Raw genomic sequence first — 17133 nt, 5'->3', positions numbered from 1 at the left:
AAGGCCAGTCCAACTGCAGAATATTAGGCTTTAAAGTATTCGGGGTACTTCTTGGACAGAATATCCATATCGGTGAGGACTCTGCCCAGGTGAATGTCCAAGGCATGGTATGCCTTATCCGCATCAGAAGCCCTAATGGCATCGAGGAGGATGGTGTGCTCTGAAATAGTACGGTTCCAGTCCATATCCTGCAGGTACAGGAGTCTTACACGGTCGAAATGAACCAAGAGCCCTTGCACCAACGACCGGGTGAGGGCCATGTTGGTGATCTCGAAGAATTTTTTGTGGAATTGGTTATCAAACTCAAGGAAGCGCTCAGAATCACCGGAGGCTACGATGTCTTTCTGACACTCCAGACTCCACTCAAACCAGCGGACATCCTCGCTTGAACGTTGCTCAACTACTTTTTTGATAATACCGCACTCAAGCAACCAACGGGTATACCGCGCTTCTTGCACATACTCCTGACGGATAGGTGCAACGCACGTACCTATCTGGGGGTAGATGATCACCAACATCTCGTTGGCAAGTTTTGAAAAGGCTTCCCGGATGGGAGTCCTACTCAGTCCAAGTTGCTCACAGACCGATTGCTCACTGATAAACTGACCAGGTTTGAGATGCAGATGGCTGATGTTGTATTCCAGACATCGCAAAGCATAATCGCGGGTAAGTTCCCGGCCTTGGCGTTCCAATACCAGTATAGCTGATGTATCGTCCATGAAAGCAACTCCTCAAAATGCGGAAGGGGCCAATAAGGCCCCCTCCATTCAATTAGAATGCAGGACCGAAAATCAAATTGGGCACAAACAGCGAGACTTGAGGAATCAAGGTCACTATCGCCACCGTAGTAAAAATTGCAATAAAGAACGGCACGGACTCCTTCGCTGTCTCCTCAGGAGTACATTCCATGATTGTTGAGGTCGTATAGAGGGCAATCCCAACCGGCGGCGTCATAATACCCATCGTAGTAACGGTCATCATAACGATACCGAAGTGAACCGGATCAATTCCCAAAGAGGTTACCACAGGAAGTAGGATTGGTGTCAACAGCAAGGCAATGACCGTGGTTTCCACAAACATACCACTGACAGTCAGCAGTGCAATGATGATCAACAGCATTAACGTAGGATTGCTGGTGATATTCATCAACGTACTGGCAATAACCTGAGGTACACGATCGTAGACAATACCATACCCGAAAACGCCACTCATGGCGAGAATAAGGGTAACTACGGCAATATCCTTGGTGCTGTCCTTCAGGGTCTGGAAGAAAACCTTCCAAGTCAGTTCCTTATAAATGACCGTGCCTACGAAAATTGCATAGACAGCTGCAAAGGCACCGCTCTCAGACGGAGTCATAATACCGAAGCGGATGAAGACAATCAGCAGAATCGGGAAAAGCAAGGCCCAAATGCCATCAATCAAGGCCTTTCCGACCTCTTTCAGACTTGCCGGCTTTTTGTGATCGGGAAGATACTTGCGCTTTCTGGCGCTGATATCAACAGCAATCATCAAGGCGACCATCATGATCAGGCCGGGAATCAGACCGGCAGCGAATAAGCGGCCTATCGATACCTCACCGATGGAACCGAAAATGATCAGACCCATGGAAGGGGGAATCGTCGCTACAATCAAGGAAGAAAGGCCGTTGATGGCAGCAGACCAGCCGCGTGAATACCCACGCTTGGTCATTTCCGGGCCCAGAATTCTCGACTCCATGGCGGCGTCAGCATTGGCAGAGCCGGAAACACCTCCCATCAGGGTGGAGAGCACACAGGAGATTTGTGCAATGTTGCCATGCATATGACCGGTAAGAACATCGGCAAGCTTCATAAGACGCTTGGTGATTCCGGTGTTGTTCATTAAATTCCCTGCAAAAATAAAGAGGGGAATTGCGAGCATGGTAAAGGATTGGGTGGTTGCCAATACCTTCTGCACCACAATGGTGTACGGCAAGCCCTCAGTAACCATAAAGAATACCAAACCTGAGATGCCGATGGCAAAAGCAACAGGCATGCCCAAGAGCAAGAAAACGATAAATACTATTGTTGCTACACCCATACTATGCATCCACCCTTCCCTGCTCCCAGAAGGACACAGGCTTCTTAATGACTTCTGCCATACGGATACTTGCAGAAATAATCATGAGAAATGACCCGACGGGTACACTCAGCGTAGCCCAGGAATAACTAATCGGAAGTACCTGGAACAAGCGCTTATAGTTTTGGATCAAAAGCGGAATGCCGAAATACACCAAAACTGCCAAGAAGGCAATAATCATAAGAAAGAACACAATTTTCAGTGTTTTTTGCACCTTGGCGGGAAACTTGTTCACCAACAATTCAACGCCGATAAGGTTGGTGTTCCTCACTGCGATGTCGCCACCGATGAACACTTGCCATGCAAAAAGCAGGAGGGAAATGTCTACCGCCCAGTTAAGCGGATGTCCCAGTGTTCGTGCGATGGCTGACACAAATACCAACACGGTAATTGCAAAAAGCAGAATGCTGGAAATCAACTCTTCCACTTTGCAAAACTTCTTGTAGCCTTGTAATACTTTATTCACAATACCATCTCCCTCTCTTACTGCAAAACGAAGGGATAGCAAGAAGAAGTCAAGCTATCCCATAGCCAAGCGTGGGGGAGTTGCCTCCCCCAACAATCATTACTTACCGATCTGCTTGTAGATTTCCTTGCGCAGGTCAGCAAAACCAAGCTTTGCATAGGCAGCATCGCTAGCCTTTACGAAGGCCTGTACATCGGGTTCAATAACGGTGATGCCGTAGCCAACCAGCTGCTTCTCAATGTCAGCAATCTTGGATTCGACATACCGGGCATTCTTCTCACCAGCGGCCTTGGTCTCTTCAAGCAAGATGGTCTGCAGGTCTGCAGGAAGGGTCTGGAACCACTTCTCGCCAACGATGAGGCCGTTGATCAGCTGGAAGTGCTCGGTGCGGACCATGTACTTCAAGACTTCATAGATTCTGGAGCCAAGTGCAGAGGTAAGCTGTACTTCACATCCGTCAACAGCCTTGGACTGGACAGCAGAGTACGTCTCGCCCCAAGGCATTGCAACCGGGGTTGCACCAAGAGCAGTAACGCTTTCAGCCCAAGCAGGAGCGCCGGGGGTACGAATGCGCAGACCCTTCAGGTCGCTAGGAGTATTGACTACCTTGTTGGTGAAGAAGTGACGACCACCGTCGTACCAGTTGAAAGAAAGAATGCGGATGCCATTCTTGTCAACAAGTTCCTTCTCCCATTCAGCAAACTTTGCACTCTGGGTTACTTTCAGAACATCATCATAGTTGTTGGCAAAGTAAGCCATACCGATGATCGCGATGTCCTTTACATAGTTGCCCATGCGGCCGCCGTCGGTCAGTACTGCTACGTTTACACCCTGCAGAGCCTGCTCGATTACGTCCTCATCGCTTCCGAGCTGAGCAGAAGGATATACCTCAACAACCAGCCGTCCATTGGAGCGAGCCTTCACACTCTCTGCCAATGCTTTGAAACCCTCTACCATCGGGGTGGTCTCATTCAACTGGGTAGAAAGCTTAAGAGTGTATACTTTGTCACCCTTCTCTGCACCACCCTGTGCGAACACAGAGACAGTCACCATTGCAAGCATCAATACGATAGCCACGACTGCAACATGTTTGTTTCTCATCGATTCCTCCTATAAGCGGCTGGATCCAACCGCTAACATACTAGTATGCTAACTTGAAAAAAATGAACTGTCAATCCACCCTGCATCTGTTTTATGATTTCTTCTTCACCCTTGCTTTTCTTTGTATTTCTTTTCTATATATAAGGTTTACAAATGCTATGCTGACTTCATCAATTTTTCAATGGAATACATGAGAAAAGATCGTACCGCTTCAGTGACATCGGCAGAGGCAAAAAAAAAGAACCAGAGAATACACTCTGGCTCGATGGAAACCGAAACAAATAGAGATGTGATACTACAGGTTGGCTGGGACATACCCTCCAAAAACCTGTGGCAGGAAGAGGCTGATCTCAGGAATGAAGGAAACCATCAGAAGTGCGACGATCATACAGAGATAGAACGGAAGCGTTGCCTTTACAACCCGCTCCATGGAAATCTTTGCAACAGCTGAACCGATGAAAAGTACTGCTCCTACAGGAGGGGTAAGCAGACCGATACCACAGTTGAGCACAACCATGATGCCGAACTGGATAGGATCGAGGCCACAGACTCCAATTGCTATAGGAAACAGAATCGGGGTTGCAATGAGGATGATCGGAGCCATGTCCATGATGCATCCGAGAACCAATAAAATCACATTCAACAGCAGAATAAGAAGAATCCTATTGCTGGTAAGATTGGTAATGGCCGTAGCTGCAAGATCGGGAACATGGAGCGTGGTAAGACAGTAGCCGAAGACCGAGGATGTTGCGATAAGGATGAGGACTATTGCAAGAGTTCCTACAGCATTATCCAATACCTTCCAAACTCCCTTCCATGTCAAACCTTTGTAGATGAAGACCGAAACAATCAAGGAGTAAATTACTGCTATAGCAGCCGATTCTGTAGCGGTGAAGAAACCGGCTACAACACCAACGACAACAATAATGACTGCGGCCAACGCCCAGAAGGATTTTCCCAGTTGGATAAAAAAGTTCTTGAGGCTGAACTTATCCCCCTTGGGATAGCCCCGCTTTACTGAGATGATGTAGGAGCCAATCATCAGGGTGACCGCAAGCAACGCACCAGGAAGATACCCGGCAAGAAAGAGACTTCCTACGGAAATACCACCTGCAGTGGTCGCATAGATGACCATGTTGTGACTAGGAGGGACAAGAAGCCCTTCACAGGAACTGGTAATCGTAACCGCAGTAGAAAAATCTGCATCATAGCCTTCATTGACCATCATGGGAATGAGGATTGAACCAAGGGAAGCAGTATCAGCGGCTGCAGACCCGGAAATACCTCCAAAGAAGTAGGAAGCTACGATGTTTACCTGAGCCAAGCCTCCCCTCATCCACCCTACACAAGCATTGGCAAGAGCAATAAGTTTTTCCGATATTCCACCAGACCCCATCAACACACCCATGGTGATGAAGAAAGGAACCGCCATCAGGGAGAACGAACTGATACCCTTGACCATAAGACGGCAGATATCATTCAGGTTTGTCCCTTGGAAAAGCATGCAGAAGACAGAGGAAAGTCCCACCGCATAAGCAATAGGGAAACGAAGTATGATCATACCAAAGAAGGTTCCAAGAAGAATCAGAATTGCAATGCTGTTCGTATCCATCAGGCTTTCTCCTCTTCCTTCACAAAGAAGGACTTCACATGGTTATACAGAGACTCCAGCTCAAAAATGATCATGGCGAATCCAGCGAGGGGTACAGGGAAGTACATCCAAAAGCGGCTGAGCCATGGCATGGAGACATAGGATCCCCTACTCCCGATGGTTGTGGCATATCGCCAACCGACAAAGAGCATGATCAATCCAAGACTGAGAACCGCGATGTCCGAAAGGATATCAAGGAACTTAATAGCACGTTTGGGAAGGTATTTATCAAATGCCGTCATCCTGATGTGGGAACTCCTACGGATGGCAAGGGCGGCTGAAAGAACAGCCATATAGGACATACAGGTCAACACCACTTCTTCCGACCAAGCTGGATCCTTGAGGAACGGAATATACTCATTGAACATGCGGCCTGCTACTGCATAACTGGTAATCAGGATATCGGCTATAAGCAATAGTTTGCATACTAACAATACAATCCTATCGGTCCAATCATAGGCCAGTTTAATCTTATCCATTGTTGCAAAGAACTTTGGCATATTTCATCTCCTGAGACTTTAAAAAGGTGGGATTGACTATGCAATCCCACCTGTATCTAACTAAAAACCCTTATTTCAAAGCTTTGATCTGCTGATACAGAGCTGCCTGGCTCTTGGTATTCTCTTCGATTACAGCCTTACAAGCATCGGCCCATTCACCCTTGTTGGTAACTTCAACAATATTCGTGCCTTCAGCCTTGAGCTTTGCAAGAACTTCGTTCTCAGCACCTTCGCTGATCTCTGCATTGTATGCCTGAGCAAGCTTGCCGGCTTCCATGATGGCGCTTCTCTGCTTCTCGGAGAGTTTGTTCCAAGCGGTATCGGTGATAACAACCTGGATGGCACCGAGGGTGTGACCATCAAGAATCATGGTAGGAGCAACTTCCTGGAATGCATTGGACTTGTAGTTTGCGATCGGCTGCTCTGCGCCATCAACAACACCGGTCTGCAGGGCGGAATACAGCTCACCAAAGGAAACAACGGTCGGAGAAGCACCAAGGCCCTTTACCATACCGTTCATAACCGGGTCATTGGATACACGAAGCTTCAGGCCCTTGAGATCGGCCATGCTGGCAACCTTCTTGACGGTAAAGAAATGCCTAAAACCTTCCTCACCATAGAAAATACCGCGAATCGGAAGACCGATGGTCTGGGGTTCGTTCAGGAATTCAGGAGCAAGTTCAGAGTTTGCAAAAGCCCAGAAGTGTGCTCTGTTCTCGAATGTGAACGGAATGGAAAGAAGCTTGGACTTTGCAGCACCATAGCTGGTGAGTGCAAAAGCGGAAATTCTGGACATGTCGATCGAGGTACCACCGCCGAGGATGGAGTCGAGAACGTCATTCTCGGAACCAAGAACACCGGAAGCCTGGATGTCGATAATTACCGTACCACCGCTGAGCTTGGCGACCTGTTCCTTGAAATAGGTACCAGTCTTTCCTACGATGGTATCAAGAGGGTTTACCTCTGCATATACAAGCTTTACGGTTTTTTCAGCTACTGGTCCAGCAGCTGCAGTTTCCTTCTCTCCAGCAGCAAAAGCCATGGAAGAACAGAGCAACAGCGCCAAGAGAACATACAATACACGTTTCATAGTTGCCTCCTAATAATACTTCAACCTGATTACCCCAGGTACACGAAAAAATCTAAAGGAGGAAATCTATGCCCGCAAGGTGCAGTCAAAGAAAGTGCAACGTATCCAAAAAATTGAAAAGCTTAGGTATTTCCAATCCTTTCAACAATTTCCCGTTCTCGCTCGCCAAGCTCCTGATACAGCGGCTCCATCGCCTTCCTCAGGGCAAGCAGATCGTCCTCATCGGGGACAGTGAATGTCACCCCTGACTGGAGGGCCTCATCAAAGGCCCGTTTTTCCTCTTCCAGCCAGAGCTTTCGCTCATACAGACCACTTTCCCGTGCGCATTCTGCGAAAAGCTCAACATAGGAGGGGTCGATCGCTGCTACTTTTTTTTGGGCATCGACACTGATCATCACGACCTCGGGCAACCGAAAGTGCTCATCCTGGTAGAAATAGGGAGCAGCTTGGTTGTGGTCCATGAACACATAACTCGGCAGGTTGTTCTCCGCGCCATCGATACGAAGTTTCTGAAGAGCAGAATAGACATCCCCATAGGGTATCTGCACCGCCTTGGCTCCAAGAAGCTCGATGGTACGACTCATCATATCATTCTCTTGGACACGGATCGTCAGACCTTTGAGAGAATTGATGTTTGCAATAGGAGTTCTGGTATAGAAGCTTCTAGCCCCGGCATCATACCAAGCCAAGCCAACGATTCCCTTACCCACCATACCATGCAGGTACATGTCTCCGATCTCACCATCGAGGACCCTCCACATATGCTCGCTGTCGGAGTACAGGTAGGGCAATTGGAGCGTCCAAAGCTCGGGGAAAAACTGGGAAAGGGTTCCTAAAGAGAAGCGGGACATGTCGATGCCACCGTAGACCATCTGTTTCATCACATCAATTTCTGATCCCAAAACGCTGTCGGGGTATATTCTGAGCTCTATCCTTCCCCCGGTCCGCTCTTTTATCAATGATGCCAAATACTTTGCCGCTTCAACCGTCGGGTAGCCGGAGCTTTGATTGTCTGCATACCGGAGCACCAACTCGGGATACTTGGATTCCTCCTTCCGACAGGAAAAGAAACCTACTACGATAATCACGACTATGAGCAATACCTTCTTCATCGCGTGAGTCCTCCGACCTGCTTCCGATATTCGGTTGGGGTAAGCCCGGTATTTTTCTTGAAAGCACGGGTAAAATAGCTGGAACTGTCATAACCCACCATTGCGGCAATCTCGGATGCAGACTTGAAGGGATCGTGCAGGTAATCCTTTGCTGCACCAATCCTGAGGTTGGTGATGTAATCGAGAAAGTTGACACCGGTGCAACGCTTGAAAATGCAACTAAGATACGATGGATTGATATTCAGCAGGCTGCTTACCGAGTCCAAGGAAAGATCATAGTTCATGTAGCTGTGTTCCAGATACTTCTTCACCTTTGCCATCATCAAGGCAGTTTTATCGGTAGCTTCACAGTCCTCCAGAGTACCCACATCCGGACGTACAGCCTTCAGCTGCCGTTCAGCCTCCACCTGACTGATCGCTCGCTTGACCGCCCGCTGAACATCTTCCCTGTCCACCGGTTTGAGGATGTAATCATTGGCCCCTAATTTGACGGCTTCACGGGCATACGAGAAAATGCTGTAGGCAGTAATGAAAATAATACGGCAAGAGGGCTTGTCGTCCAGTATTCTTTTCGCAGCTTCCAGGCCATTCAGGGCCGGCATCTCAATATCCATAAGAACAATATCCACATCGTACAGCGATGCATACGTAACGGCCAACCGCCCGTTTTCCACCTGATACAGCTCCAGGAGGGAATTGCTTGAGAGAATCTTGCTAAGCAGTTCTCTTTCAATGCTTTCGTCATCGACAATCAGTATCTTGATCATCCTCTTCCTCCTCCTTTCTGAACATCAAAGGCATCTCGATCCTAATAGTAGTGCCCTGTCCTTGCTTTGAAGTCACCTCCAGACGACACCGTACATCCATCAACTTCAATCGTGCAGCAACGCTATACAGTCCGATATGTTCTCCCGTTACAGGTGGATCAAGAAGCCGGGAACGGAGCATCTGAAGTTTCTCCTCATCCATGCCCACCCCATCGTCCTCGACGGTTACCCATAGCATTTCATCCTTCTCTTGTAAGGTAAGCCAGATACTGCCGGAAAGCTCCTTTGGGCCAAGCCCATGCTTGAAGGCATTCTCCACCAAAGGCTGAAGGAAAAATGAAGGCACCAACGTTTCAGTCAAGACCAAGAAAGGTGATACATCCCAAATAAGCGATACCTTATCCTTGAACCGTGCCTTGTACAGGCTGTAGTACTCGTCAACAATCTGAATCTCCCTGGAAAGCGGGACCATTACCTCATTATCAGCCAAGGCATAGCGAAAAAGGCGAGCAAGGGAAGAGAGCAAGGCATCGGTTTTCTCCGCCTTTTCCTCCTGGGCTGTATACTTCATGACATTGATGGTATTAAAGAGAAAATGAGGGTTTATCTGGCTTCTCAACAACTGGAGCTTCTCTCGCTCGAGAAGATTCTGCATCGCCAAGGCCTCTGTATCCTTTCTATGAATCTCCTTCTCCATCTCATTGTTTGCCGTGAGCAATCTCACCTGATTTCTCATAGCCTTTTTCATTTCATTGAAAGCCCGGGCCATGTCCCCTATCTCGTCCTTGCGATGCTCGGAAAGCTCCGGCCTGTCGTAGTCTCCTGCAGTAATCGCCTTGGAGGAACTTGCCATCTCCTGAACGATGGAGAGCATTCGTATTACTTCCTTGAAAGCGGCAAAGCCAAAAAGAATCATCACTAAAACCGTCAGAGCATATACCGTATTGAGGTCCTCATTGAGTCGTATCAAACGGTCGTACGTAGACTGATTGTCCATGATGGCTCTCTCGATAAGTTGCTGAACATACGTATAGAGGGAGTTCAAACAGGGTTCCAGATCGGAGTAATACACTTCTGAGGCCTGATCAATATTGTTGCTGATAAGAAGTTCCTGCATGAGGGACAAATATCCCCTGTAGTTGTTGTACGTGGTATTCACCGCACTAACGAGAAGGTACTGCTCCACCCCTATACTCCCAATAGCAGTATCGATTTTTTCAAGGTTCTCCTCAGAAATCTCATTTTCCTTTCTGAGTTCGGAAACAAGGGTGGCAATGTCCCCAAAATCCCAACGGTAGGAGGAGAGCACCTCACGGGCCTTTCCCAAGGAATCGAGAAGCAGACTGATTTTCTGGACATTTCCCGAACTCTTCTGTATCGGGGCCAAGATGAATCGTTCCTGATACGCGGAAATTCCGAGCTGCAGGAATATGAAAAGAATGAAGACAATAAGAAACAGAAATATTCTGTGAAAGAGGTTTAGATGAAGGCTTCTTTTGTTACGTGTTTCCATGGGTACCCTGCAACATACTAGCATTCATATCCCAAAAAGGGAATGAAAGGAAAAATTTTCTGTGGTATAGTTGCACCATGATTATTCCAGTGCTATTGCATGAAAGCCACTTCAGACAGTTTCTCATCTTCAACATCCTCGGGCGGCTGAAACTCTACAGAAGCCCTCTCATCTTTGCATCCATTCTCACCACATGCGCCGTCATCAGCTTTCTGATGTACAAAGTCGAAGGTGCTGTTTTGTTGGGCACGGTTCTGCTTATCGTAGGACTGGGTATGCCGATCGTATATTTCACATCGTTTTTCGCTTCCCTGAAGAAGCAGGTAAAGCAGCAAAACCTGGATCCTCCCCGCTTGGTCTACACGTTGCAGTTCACTGAAGATTCCGATGTACTTGAGATTTCCAACGACAAGGAAAGGGCAAGCTATCGATGGCAGGATGCGTTTCATGCATATTACGAGAAAGAGAGCATCTATCTATTCATAACTAAGGACAGGGCTTTCCTGCTCCCCCTTGAGCTACTACAAGAGAGTGAGGAAGTCTGGAAACTCATCGAATCAAAGATGGGCACCAAGCGTTGTACCAGAAAGGCTTAATGAAAAACGTCACTTTTCTCTTTTCTACTTATTGCCCTTCGCCCCGCATACGGCGTTGGTAGGCCTGCAAAATGTTCTGTGAGCACATCTCATCAAGGCTGGTTTCGACCAAAAAGGATAGTTCTGATCCGGGGGTATAATCAGCTTCGGTATAGAAATTGATGCGGCCCTCGGCCATCAGACGCCTAGAGATTTCTTCCTTGCCCTTGGCATGGACTGCAATGCTCTTGCCTCCATTCTGCTTGACCAGCTTCATGCACGGCACATCGGTAAGCCCATCCCCGATGTAAATCATGTTGCGAAACGGCACACTGCGCTCACTATCAGCCGTGTACGCATTGAGAGCCTGGTCCTCATACACATCCAGTACGCCTTTGTTGATCCTAAAGAGAAACTGCGTCTTAGCCGTATAATTGACTGAAAGTTTTGGCCAGACCGCAACCCCATTCTCATCATAGAGGTACTCGCAGGCATAGATGCGACAAAACTCGCCTCCGATTGCAGAGCCTTCGATGATTTCCTTCAACCCCGAGGAAATGATGTAATGCTCGATGCAAAGATTACGCTTTGCTCCCAGCTCATTAACAAAGGAAAACCACCCAAGAACGCCGGGGAAGAATTCCAGCTCCTGACCAAGGGCGACAAAGTCGTTTCTGCGAATCGGCTTTGCCTGTTTCTTGGATTCATCGAGCATCAACTTCATATAGGCAAGAATGCTGTCCATCCCTTGCTTTCGGGCAAGGGCGTTGGCTTTCTGCCAGAAAGCGGAAGAGCTGAGACCTAGCTTGGGAATAAAGGTATACTCCTGCATATCACGGGTGGTCAGCGTCTTGTCAAAATCGTACATGATGGCAATCGTGGGTCGTGTTTCCATAGTAGCGTAAGTATAGCATGAAGAGGGAGAAACCGGCTTGTATTTATTAGTTGACATATCAACTAAAAGACTCTACAGTGTCTGCCATGCAACACAGTTTATCGCGCCTTGTGGCCATCCTGCACCGCAACCATGCAATGTATGTCAATCGAGTTCTCAAACCTTGGAACATCACCAGCGGGGAGGTGGGCTTTCTGATGACACTTTACCAAGAGGAAGGCCGAACCCAGGAACAACTCTCGAGCATTCTTTCAATCGACAAGGCTGCTGCCACACGAGCCCTCACTTCGCTGCAGGACAAGGGGTATATCCAGCGCAGGGTCAATGAACAGGACAAGCGATGCAAGTGCATATACCTCACACAAAAGGCTAAAGAGCTGCGTCAAGTGATTACCACACAAGTGCGCACTTGGAATTCCAAGGCAGCAAATCTAATCGGGGAATCGACATACGACCAGCTCTGCTTGAGCCTGGAAACTATCCTATCCAACGAAAAAGCGGAGTAGAATCATGGATACCGTAGCTACACACACCAATCCGTTAGGCACTGAGCCGATACTCAAACTATTGATGCGCTTCTCCATCCCTGCAATTGTGGGCATGATGGTCAACGCACTGTATAACGTAGTCGATCGCATGTACATCGGAAACAGCCCCTCTTTGGGAGCAAACGGCATTGCAGGCATCACCATTGCGTTTCCCATCATGATCATACTCATGGCCATGGGAGTACTGTTCGGCATCGGCGGAGCCACCCTCTTCTCTATCCGCTTGGGCCAGAAAAAGGAAACTGAAGCCGCCCATGTACTGGAAAACGCCTTTCTCCTCTTAATCGGTGGAGGCTTGGTGTTCGTCGTTGTTGGCCAGATATTCCTTACGGATATCCTGGTTCTCTTCGGGGCAAGCCAAGACGTACTTCCGTATGCAACCAGTTATTTGCGCATCATTCTTTTCGGTTCAGTGTTCGGGGTAACCAGCATGGGATTGAATCACTTCATCCGCGCTGACGGCAATCCCAAGGTAGCAATGCTTTCCATGTTTCTCGGAGCCGGTACCAACATCATTCTCGATCCTATTTTCATCTATGCACTCGATTGGGGCATGGAGGGAGCCGCCCTGGCAACCATTATCAGCCAAAGCTTCTCCTTCATCTGGGTGATATCGTATTTCTTGGGCAAACGCAGCCGCGTAAAACTGAGCCTGAAGGCACTCAAACCCGAGTGGTCGGTGATCAAATTGATCATCACCTTGGGGATTCCCCCCTTTGCGCTCCAGATAGCCTCCAGCCTACTCAACGTAATTTTGAACAAGACCCTGATCGCGCACGGAGGGGACTTGGGCATTTCGGCAATGGGCATCGTTCACAGCCTGCAGACCCTGCTCATATTGCCGGTTATCGGCATCAACCAAGGGGTTCAGCCCTTGATCAGCTTCAATTTCGGTGCCAAGCAGTTCGACCGGGTCAGGGAAGCGGCAAAACTCGGCATATTGAGCTCCACCGCAGTCATTATGGTGGGGTACCTCGCCACCCGGTTCTTTCCGGTCGCCATGGTAGGCATGTTCAACCGGGAACCGCAGCTGCTTGAACTAGGAACCTTCGCCCTGAAGCGATGGTTCCTGTTCACTCCGTTGGTGGGTTTCCAGATTATTGCAGGAAGTTTTTTCCAGGCCATAGGAAAGAGCAAGATCGCCATGACACTCACCCTCTCCCGCCAAGGACTCTTTTTGATTCCTTGTATCCTCATTTTCGCCCACTTCTTCGGTATGGAAGGCATTCTCTGGTCGGCACCGGTGTCGGATGTGCTTGCTACGCTGGTGACTGCCTTCTTCTTTTTCAGGGGCCTGAGGGACTTGGAGAGGAAAGCGGCAAAAATCTAGCGAAGGCTCTGGGTTTTCTTGAACACTTCCAAAAGCGGCTGCCACCACTCTTTACCTCCCGACACTTCTCCGATACCCCGAATCTTTTTTATTCGGTAGCGGACCAAGTGCTCGGCAGGCTTGCTGCATAATACGTCCAAGTCACGAAGAATCGTCTGTTTGATACGAGAGGCTGTCTCCTCTGCGCTGCCTTCACTGATAATATCGTGAATGACAGAGAACTCCTTGAGGTGGTAGCTGGTCATTTTCATCGCTTCTGCAGCCTCTTTGGCCTTGGAAGGGTCACGTAGCAGAATGGATGCAAAGCCCTCGGGAGTAATGACCGAGTATACTGCATGTTCGAGCATGTACAGCTTATCGCCAACTCCGATGCCCAGTGCACCACCACTGCCACCCTCCCCGATGATAAAGCTCAGAATGGGTGTTTTCAGCGTTGAGAATACCTTCAGGTTCTGGGCAATTGCCTCTCCTATACCCCGCTCCTCGGCCCCAAGGCCTGGATAGGCTCCGGGGGTGTCGATGAAGCAGACAACAGGTCGGCCGAACTTTTCAGCCTGCTTGGCAAGCCTGAGTGCCTTGCGATAACCCTCCGGGTTGCTCATCCCATAGTTGCACAGCACATTCTCCTTCAGGTTTGCACCCTTGCGATTGCCGATGAAGGTAATAGGGCGCCCTTCAACCAGGCCCACCCCTCCGATCATAGCAGGATCATCACCATACAGACGGTCGCCATGCATTTCCATAAAGGAGTCGCAGATAAGGTCGATGAACATTTTGGCACTCGGCCTTCCCTGTTGGCGTGAACGTAATACACACTCCCACGAGGAGGCTCCTTCACACTTTTCATGGCTTTTGGCAAGGGTTTCTATCTGTTCAAGCGTTTGTTTGAGCACAGGCGTCTGTTCTTCATGCATATGCAGCACCCCTTTTTGTATGGGTCTTGATGAGGAACGAAAGGGTCGAGCGAAGCTCTTTTCTCTGGACCAAGGCATCGACAAAGCCTTTCTTGAGCTGGAACTCGGAACGCTGGAACCCATCGGGCAGCTTCTGTCCGATGGTTCCTTCGATAACCCGGGGTCCTGCAAATCCAATGATTGCACCGGGTTCGGCAAGAATGACGTCGCCGAGCATCGCAAACGAGGCGGTAACGCCGCCGGTGGTGGGATTGGTCAACACCAGAAAGAGCGGGGTTCTCGTCTCCTCCATAAGGGCGGCAGCACTGGCAGTCTTGGCCATTTGCATAAGGCTGAAAATGCCCTCCTGCATGCGCGCTCCACCACTTGCAGTGAAAATTATTACAGGTTCCCCCCTCAAAGCTCCTTCGAGCATCGCCTGGGTGATTTTCTCCCCAACAACCGAGCCCATACTTCCACCCATGAAGGCAAAGGACATAATGCCTACAATAACCGGCTGCGCTTCGATGGTACAACTGCCGATGGTAACAGCATCGCTGAGCGACGATTTCTTCTCGTTCTCCTTCAGTTTGTCCTCATAGCCGGCCAGAGAGATTGGGTTCATCGATTTCATCTCTTTAGCCATCTCAACGAAGGAGTCGGGATCGGCAAAGAGCTCGATGCGTTGTTCAGGGGAGAGTGGGAAATAGTGATTGCAGGAGGGGCAGATTCGGTACGAGCCGACTTCCACTTCCTTCTGACAATTCGGACAAAGTTCAATCATGATGTTTCTCCTGGGCAATGACCTTTGCATACAGGTCGGTCGAGAAGCGTCCGCTTGTGAACGGACGGCTTTGGATGAGCAGTTTCTGCTCTTCAATATTAGTTTTCACCCCTTCGATGACGACCTCACCAAGGGCACGCAACATGACCCGCAATCCTATTTCGCGATTCGGGGCATAGATAATAATTTTTGCAATCAAAGAGTCGTAATAGGGGCTGAGTACTGAGCCGCTCTCCAGGTACGTATCAACGCGGACATGAGGGCCGGAGGGCATAGTACAGGTAGTGATGGTTCCGGCACTCAAAGCGTTGATACGACACTCCAAGCTATAGCCCTTGCAGGTTACATCGTCTTGGGTATTGCGAAGGGCTTTGTCCTGGGCGATCTCAATTTGTGCGTGGACCAAGTCGATGCCCGAGACCAGTTCACTGACCGGGTGCTCAACCTGAAGCCTTGCATTGACTTCCATGAAATAATAGGCACCGCCGTCAAGAAGAAACTCCACCGTTCCCGCTGAACGATAACCCAGTTCCTGAAAGAGCCGAACTGCGTCATTACACATTGCTTTTCTCATGCTATCATTCAAAACAGGCGATGGGCTTTCTTCCAAAAGCTTCTGATGGTTTTTCTGTACCGAACAGTCACGCTCTCCAAGGTGGAGGACCGTTCCCTTCCCATCACTGAGCAGCTGTACCTCAAGGTGTCTGGGTTGCTCGAGGTAGCGCTCCATGTGTACCGAATCGTCGGCAAAAAAGAGTAAGGCTTCCTTCTTGGCAAGTGCGAGGGAGGCTGCAAGGTCGGCTTCCTTTCGGACGATCCGCATACCCCGGCCTCCACCTCCTGCTGCAGCCTTGAGAATGATTGGATAGCCGATCTGCTTGGCAGTCTGCTTGGCATCCTCAAGGTCGACTATGGCTTCCTTGCTACCCGGGGTAATGGGAAGGCCGGCTTTCAGGGCTGCCTTGCGCGCTTGTACCTTGTTGCCCAACAGGGCGATGGTCTCACTCTTGGGCCCGATGAAAATGAGGCCTGAATCTTCCACCGCCTTGGCAAAGGCAGCATTCTCACTGAGGAAACCGACTCCGGGGTGGATGGCATCACAGCGTGTCAAACACGCTGCCATAATGATGTTCCGGCTCTGCAGATAGCTTTCCTTACTGGTGGGGCCACCGATGCAGACTGCTTGGTCGGCCATCCTCACGGCAAGGGTTTCTTTGTCGGCAGTTGAATAGGCCACCACCGACCGTATTCCCAAATCCTTACAGGCACGAACCACCCGCACGGCGATTTCGCCCCGGTTGGCGATCAGAATCGATTCAATCATACACGCTTCACCTTGAACAAAGGCTGGCCGAACTCGACCATCTGTTCGGGCTTGGCCAAAATTTCCACAATTTCACAGGCAAAATCAGCTTCGAGTTGATTCATCAGCTTCATTGCCTCGATGGTGCAGAGCACCGAGCCTGTTTCCACTCTGTTACCCACCCGGACGTAGGGAGGAGCATCGGGGGCGGGGGTCAGATAGAAGGTCCCGACTATAGGACTGGTGATCACTTCCGAGCTTACTTGTATTTCCTGCTTCACAGCAGGCTGATCTGGCTTGGCAGCCGGTACAAAGGCTTCACTTGGGGCGCAAGAACGTTTGAGTTTGAGGGTATAGGCAGAAGATGAGAGTTCAAGCTCACCAAGTGTGCTGTTGTCAAACAAGGCAATGATCTGTTGGAGATTCAAGTTGTCAATACTGTCCATGAAAGTTCCTCATATGTATGGGGATGGGATGCTTATAGGGTGCATCCAACCTACTTTTT

18 protein-coding genes are annotated in these 17133 nt (G+C 49.3%); 3 read left to right on the top strand and 15 right to left on the bottom strand.

Features of this window, described 5'->3' with window-relative positions; all coding sequences use genetic code 11:
* Window positions 1-23: 23 nt before the first annotated feature.
* From SPIBUDDY_RS02445 to SPIBUDDY_RS02400, 10 genes are all read right to left on the bottom strand, one after another.
* Window positions 24-719 (bottom strand): GntR family transcriptional regulator, encoded by a 696-nt coding sequence (locus tag SPIBUDDY_RS02445; RefSeq protein ID WP_013606176.1) that lies wholly within the window; start codon window positions 717-719, stop codon window positions 24-26.
* A 52-nt stretch (window positions 720-771) separates the two neighbouring features.
* On the bottom strand, window positions 772-2061 hold the full coding sequence (locus SPIBUDDY_RS02440; RefSeq protein ID WP_041380513.1) for a TRAP transporter large permease: 1290 nt from the start codon (window positions 2059-2061) through the stop codon (window positions 772-774).
* Window position 2062: 1 nt separating this feature from the next.
* On the bottom strand, window positions 2063-2566 hold the full coding sequence (locus tag SPIBUDDY_RS02435) for a TRAP transporter small permease (RefSeq protein WP_013606174.1): 504 nt from the start codon (window positions 2564-2566) through the stop codon (window positions 2063-2065).
* Between the two features lie 99 nt (window positions 2567-2665).
* Complete coding sequence (locus tag SPIBUDDY_RS02430; protein WP_013606173.1) at window positions 2666-3667, bottom strand: C4-dicarboxylate TRAP transporter substrate-binding protein; 1002 nt, start codon at window positions 3665-3667, stop codon at window positions 2666-2668.
* A gap of 295 nt (window positions 3668-3962) precedes the next feature.
* Entirely contained in the window at window positions 3963-5279 is a 1317-nt protein-coding gene (locus SPIBUDDY_RS02425; protein WP_013606172.1) for a TRAP transporter large permease, read from the bottom strand.
* Complete coding sequence (locus tag SPIBUDDY_RS02420) at window positions 5279-5818, bottom strand: TRAP transporter small permease (RefSeq protein WP_013606171.1); 540 nt, start codon at window positions 5816-5818, stop codon at window positions 5279-5281. The genes SPIBUDDY_RS02425 and SPIBUDDY_RS02420 overlap by 1 nt, the downstream gene beginning before the upstream one ends.
* A gap of 70 nt (window positions 5819-5888) precedes the next feature.
* The gene (locus tag SPIBUDDY_RS02415; protein ID WP_013606170.1) at window positions 5889-6908 is read right to left on the bottom strand and encodes a TRAP transporter substrate-binding protein; all 1020 of its coding nucleotides are present in this window, start codon (window positions 6906-6908) and stop codon (window positions 5889-5891) included.
* A gap of 122 nt (window positions 6909-7030) precedes the next feature.
* Window positions 7031-8020: a TRAP transporter substrate-binding protein gene (locus SPIBUDDY_RS02410; protein WP_013606169.1), complete on the bottom strand. Its 990-nt coding sequence runs from the start codon at window positions 8018-8020 to the stop codon at window positions 7031-7033.
* Window positions 8017-8787 carry a response regulator transcription factor gene (locus SPIBUDDY_RS02405; RefSeq protein WP_013606168.1) on the bottom strand — a complete coding sequence of 257 codons (771 nt, stop codon included), beginning with the start codon at window positions 8785-8787 and terminating at the stop codon, window positions 8017-8019. The genes SPIBUDDY_RS02410 and SPIBUDDY_RS02405 overlap by 4 nt, the downstream gene beginning before the upstream one ends.
* Complete coding sequence (locus tag SPIBUDDY_RS02400) at window positions 8762-10300, bottom strand: sensor histidine kinase (RefSeq protein ID WP_013606167.1); 1539 nt, start codon at window positions 10298-10300, stop codon at window positions 8762-8764. Before SPIBUDDY_RS02400 ends, SPIBUDDY_RS02405 begins: the two co-directional genes overlap by 26 nt.
* Window positions 10301-10377: 77 nt before the next feature.
* On the opposite strand from SPIBUDDY_RS02400, the gene SPIBUDDY_RS02395 reads away from it, so the two are divergent.
* The gene (locus tag SPIBUDDY_RS02395) at window positions 10378-10896 is read left to right on the top strand and encodes a YcxB family protein (protein WP_013606166.1); all 519 of its coding nucleotides are present in this window, start codon (window positions 10378-10380) and stop codon (window positions 10894-10896) included.
* A 28-nt stretch (window positions 10897-10924) separates the two neighbouring features.
* Here SPIBUDDY_RS02395 and SPIBUDDY_RS02390 read toward each other — a convergent pair whose 3' ends face one another.
* Window positions 10925-11770, bottom strand: a complete 846-nt coding sequence (locus SPIBUDDY_RS02390) for an HAD family hydrolase (protein ID WP_013606165.1) — start codon at window positions 11768-11770, stop codon at window positions 10925-10927.
* Between the two features lie 86 nt (window positions 11771-11856).
* On the opposite strand from SPIBUDDY_RS02390, the gene SPIBUDDY_RS02385 reads away from it, so the two are divergent.
* Entirely contained in the window at window positions 11857-12276 is a 420-nt protein-coding gene (locus tag SPIBUDDY_RS02385; RefSeq protein WP_013606164.1) for a MarR family winged helix-turn-helix transcriptional regulator, read from the top strand.
* 4 nt (window positions 12277-12280) lie between these two features.
* Window positions 12281-13648 (top strand): MATE family efflux transporter, encoded by a 1368-nt coding sequence (locus SPIBUDDY_RS02380; protein ID WP_013606163.1) that lies wholly within the window; start codon window positions 12281-12283, stop codon window positions 13646-13648.
* Here the strand turns inward: SPIBUDDY_RS02380 and SPIBUDDY_RS02375 are convergent.
* From SPIBUDDY_RS02375 to accB, 4 genes are read right to left on the bottom strand one after another with little or no spacing between them, the layout of a single operon-like run.
* The gene (locus tag SPIBUDDY_RS02375; RefSeq protein WP_013606162.1) at window positions 13645-14562 is read right to left on the bottom strand and encodes a carboxyl transferase domain-containing protein; all 918 of its coding nucleotides are present in this window, start codon (window positions 14560-14562) and stop codon (window positions 13645-13647) included. The two genes, SPIBUDDY_RS02380 and SPIBUDDY_RS02375, sit on opposite strands and share 4 nt — an antisense overlap.
* Window positions 14555-15325 carry an acetyl-CoA carboxylase, carboxyltransferase subunit beta gene (gene accD, locus SPIBUDDY_RS02370; protein ID WP_013606161.1) on the bottom strand — a complete coding sequence of 257 codons (771 nt, stop codon included), beginning with the start codon at window positions 15323-15325 and terminating at the stop codon, window positions 14555-14557. Before accD ends, SPIBUDDY_RS02375 begins: the two co-directional genes overlap by 8 nt.
* A complete protein-coding gene (locus tag SPIBUDDY_RS02365) occupies window positions 15318-16649 on the bottom strand; it encodes an acetyl-CoA carboxylase biotin carboxylase subunit (protein ID WP_013606160.1) in 1332 nt (443 codons plus the stop codon). The genes accD and SPIBUDDY_RS02365 overlap by 8 nt, the downstream gene beginning before the upstream one ends.
* The gene (gene accB / locus SPIBUDDY_RS02360; protein WP_013606159.1) at window positions 16646-17074 is read right to left on the bottom strand and encodes an acetyl-CoA carboxylase biotin carboxyl carrier protein; all 429 of its coding nucleotides are present in this window, start codon (window positions 17072-17074) and stop codon (window positions 16646-16648) included. The genes SPIBUDDY_RS02365 and accB overlap by 4 nt, the downstream gene beginning before the upstream one ends.
* Between the last annotated feature and the right edge of the window lie 59 nt (window positions 17075-17133).

It is taken from the genome of Sphaerochaeta globosa str. Buddy, from assembly GCF_000190435.1.
Classification (GTDB): domain Bacteria; phylum Spirochaetota; class Spirochaetia; order Sphaerochaetales; family Sphaerochaetaceae; genus Sphaerochaeta; species Sphaerochaeta globosa.
The sequence above is the reverse complement of the archived record's forward strand: the minus strand, read 5'-3'. Positions and strand labels throughout refer to the sequence as shown.

Bases quoted from the DNA above. Each gene is read 5' to 3' on its own strand.
- SPIBUDDY_RS02445 (WP_013606176.1), bottom strand. From the start codon at position 719: ATGGACGATACATCAGCTATACTGGTATTGGAACGCCAAGGCCGGGAA.
- SPIBUDDY_RS02440 (WP_041380513.1), bottom strand. From the start codon at position 2,061: ATGGGTGTAGCAACAATAGTATTTATCGTTTTCTTGCTCTTGGGCATG.
- SPIBUDDY_RS02430 (WP_013606173.1), bottom strand. From the start codon at position 3,667: ATGAGAAACAAACATGTTGCAGTCGTGGCTATCGTATTGATGCTTGCA.
- SPIBUDDY_RS02425 (WP_013606172.1), bottom strand. From the start codon at position 5,279: ATGGATACGAACAGCATTGCAATTCTGATTCTTCTTGGAACCTTCTTT.
- SPIBUDDY_RS02420 (WP_013606171.1), bottom strand. From the start codon at position 5,818: ATGCCAAAGTTCTTTGCAACAATGGATAAGATTAAACTGGCCTATGAT.
- SPIBUDDY_RS02415 (WP_013606170.1), bottom strand. From the start codon at position 6,908: ATGAAACGTGTATTGTATGTTCTCTTGGCGCTGTTGCTCTGTTCTTCC.
- SPIBUDDY_RS02410 (WP_013606169.1), bottom strand. From the start codon at position 8,020: ATGAAGAAGGTATTGCTCATAGTCGTGATTATCGTAGTAGGTTTCTTT.
- SPIBUDDY_RS02405 (WP_013606168.1), bottom strand. From the start codon at position 8,787: ATGATCAAGATACTGATTGTCGATGACGAAAGCATTGAAAGAGAACTG.
- SPIBUDDY_RS02400 (WP_013606167.1), bottom strand. From the start codon at position 10,300: ATGGAAACACGTAACAAAAGAAGCCTTCATCTAAACCTCTTTCACAGA.
- SPIBUDDY_RS02395 (WP_013606166.1), top strand. From the start codon at position 10,378: ATGATTATTCCAGTGCTATTGCATGAAAGCCACTTCAGACAGTTTCTC.
- SPIBUDDY_RS02390 (WP_013606165.1), bottom strand. From the start codon at position 11,770: ATGGAAACACGACCCACGATTGCCATCATGTACGATTTTGACAAGACG.
- SPIBUDDY_RS02385 (WP_013606164.1), top strand. From the start codon at position 11,857: ATGCAACACAGTTTATCGCGCCTTGTGGCCATCCTGCACCGCAACCAT.
- SPIBUDDY_RS02380 (WP_013606163.1), top strand. From the start codon at position 12,281: ATGGATACCGTAGCTACACACACCAATCCGTTAGGCACTGAGCCGATA.
- SPIBUDDY_RS02375 (WP_013606162.1), bottom strand. From the start codon at position 14,562: ATGCATGAAGAACAGACGCCTGTGCTCAAACAAACGCTTGAACAGATA.
- accD (WP_013606161.1), bottom strand. From the start codon at position 15,325: ATGATTGAACTTTGTCCGAATTGTCAGAAGGAAGTGGAAGTCGGCTCG.
- SPIBUDDY_RS02365 (WP_013606160.1), bottom strand. From the start codon at position 16,649: ATGATTGAATCGATTCTGATCGCCAACCGGGGCGAAATCGCCGTGCGG.
- accB (WP_013606159.1), bottom strand. From the start codon at position 17,074: ATGGACAGTATTGACAACTTGAATCTCCAACAGATCATTGCCTTGTTT.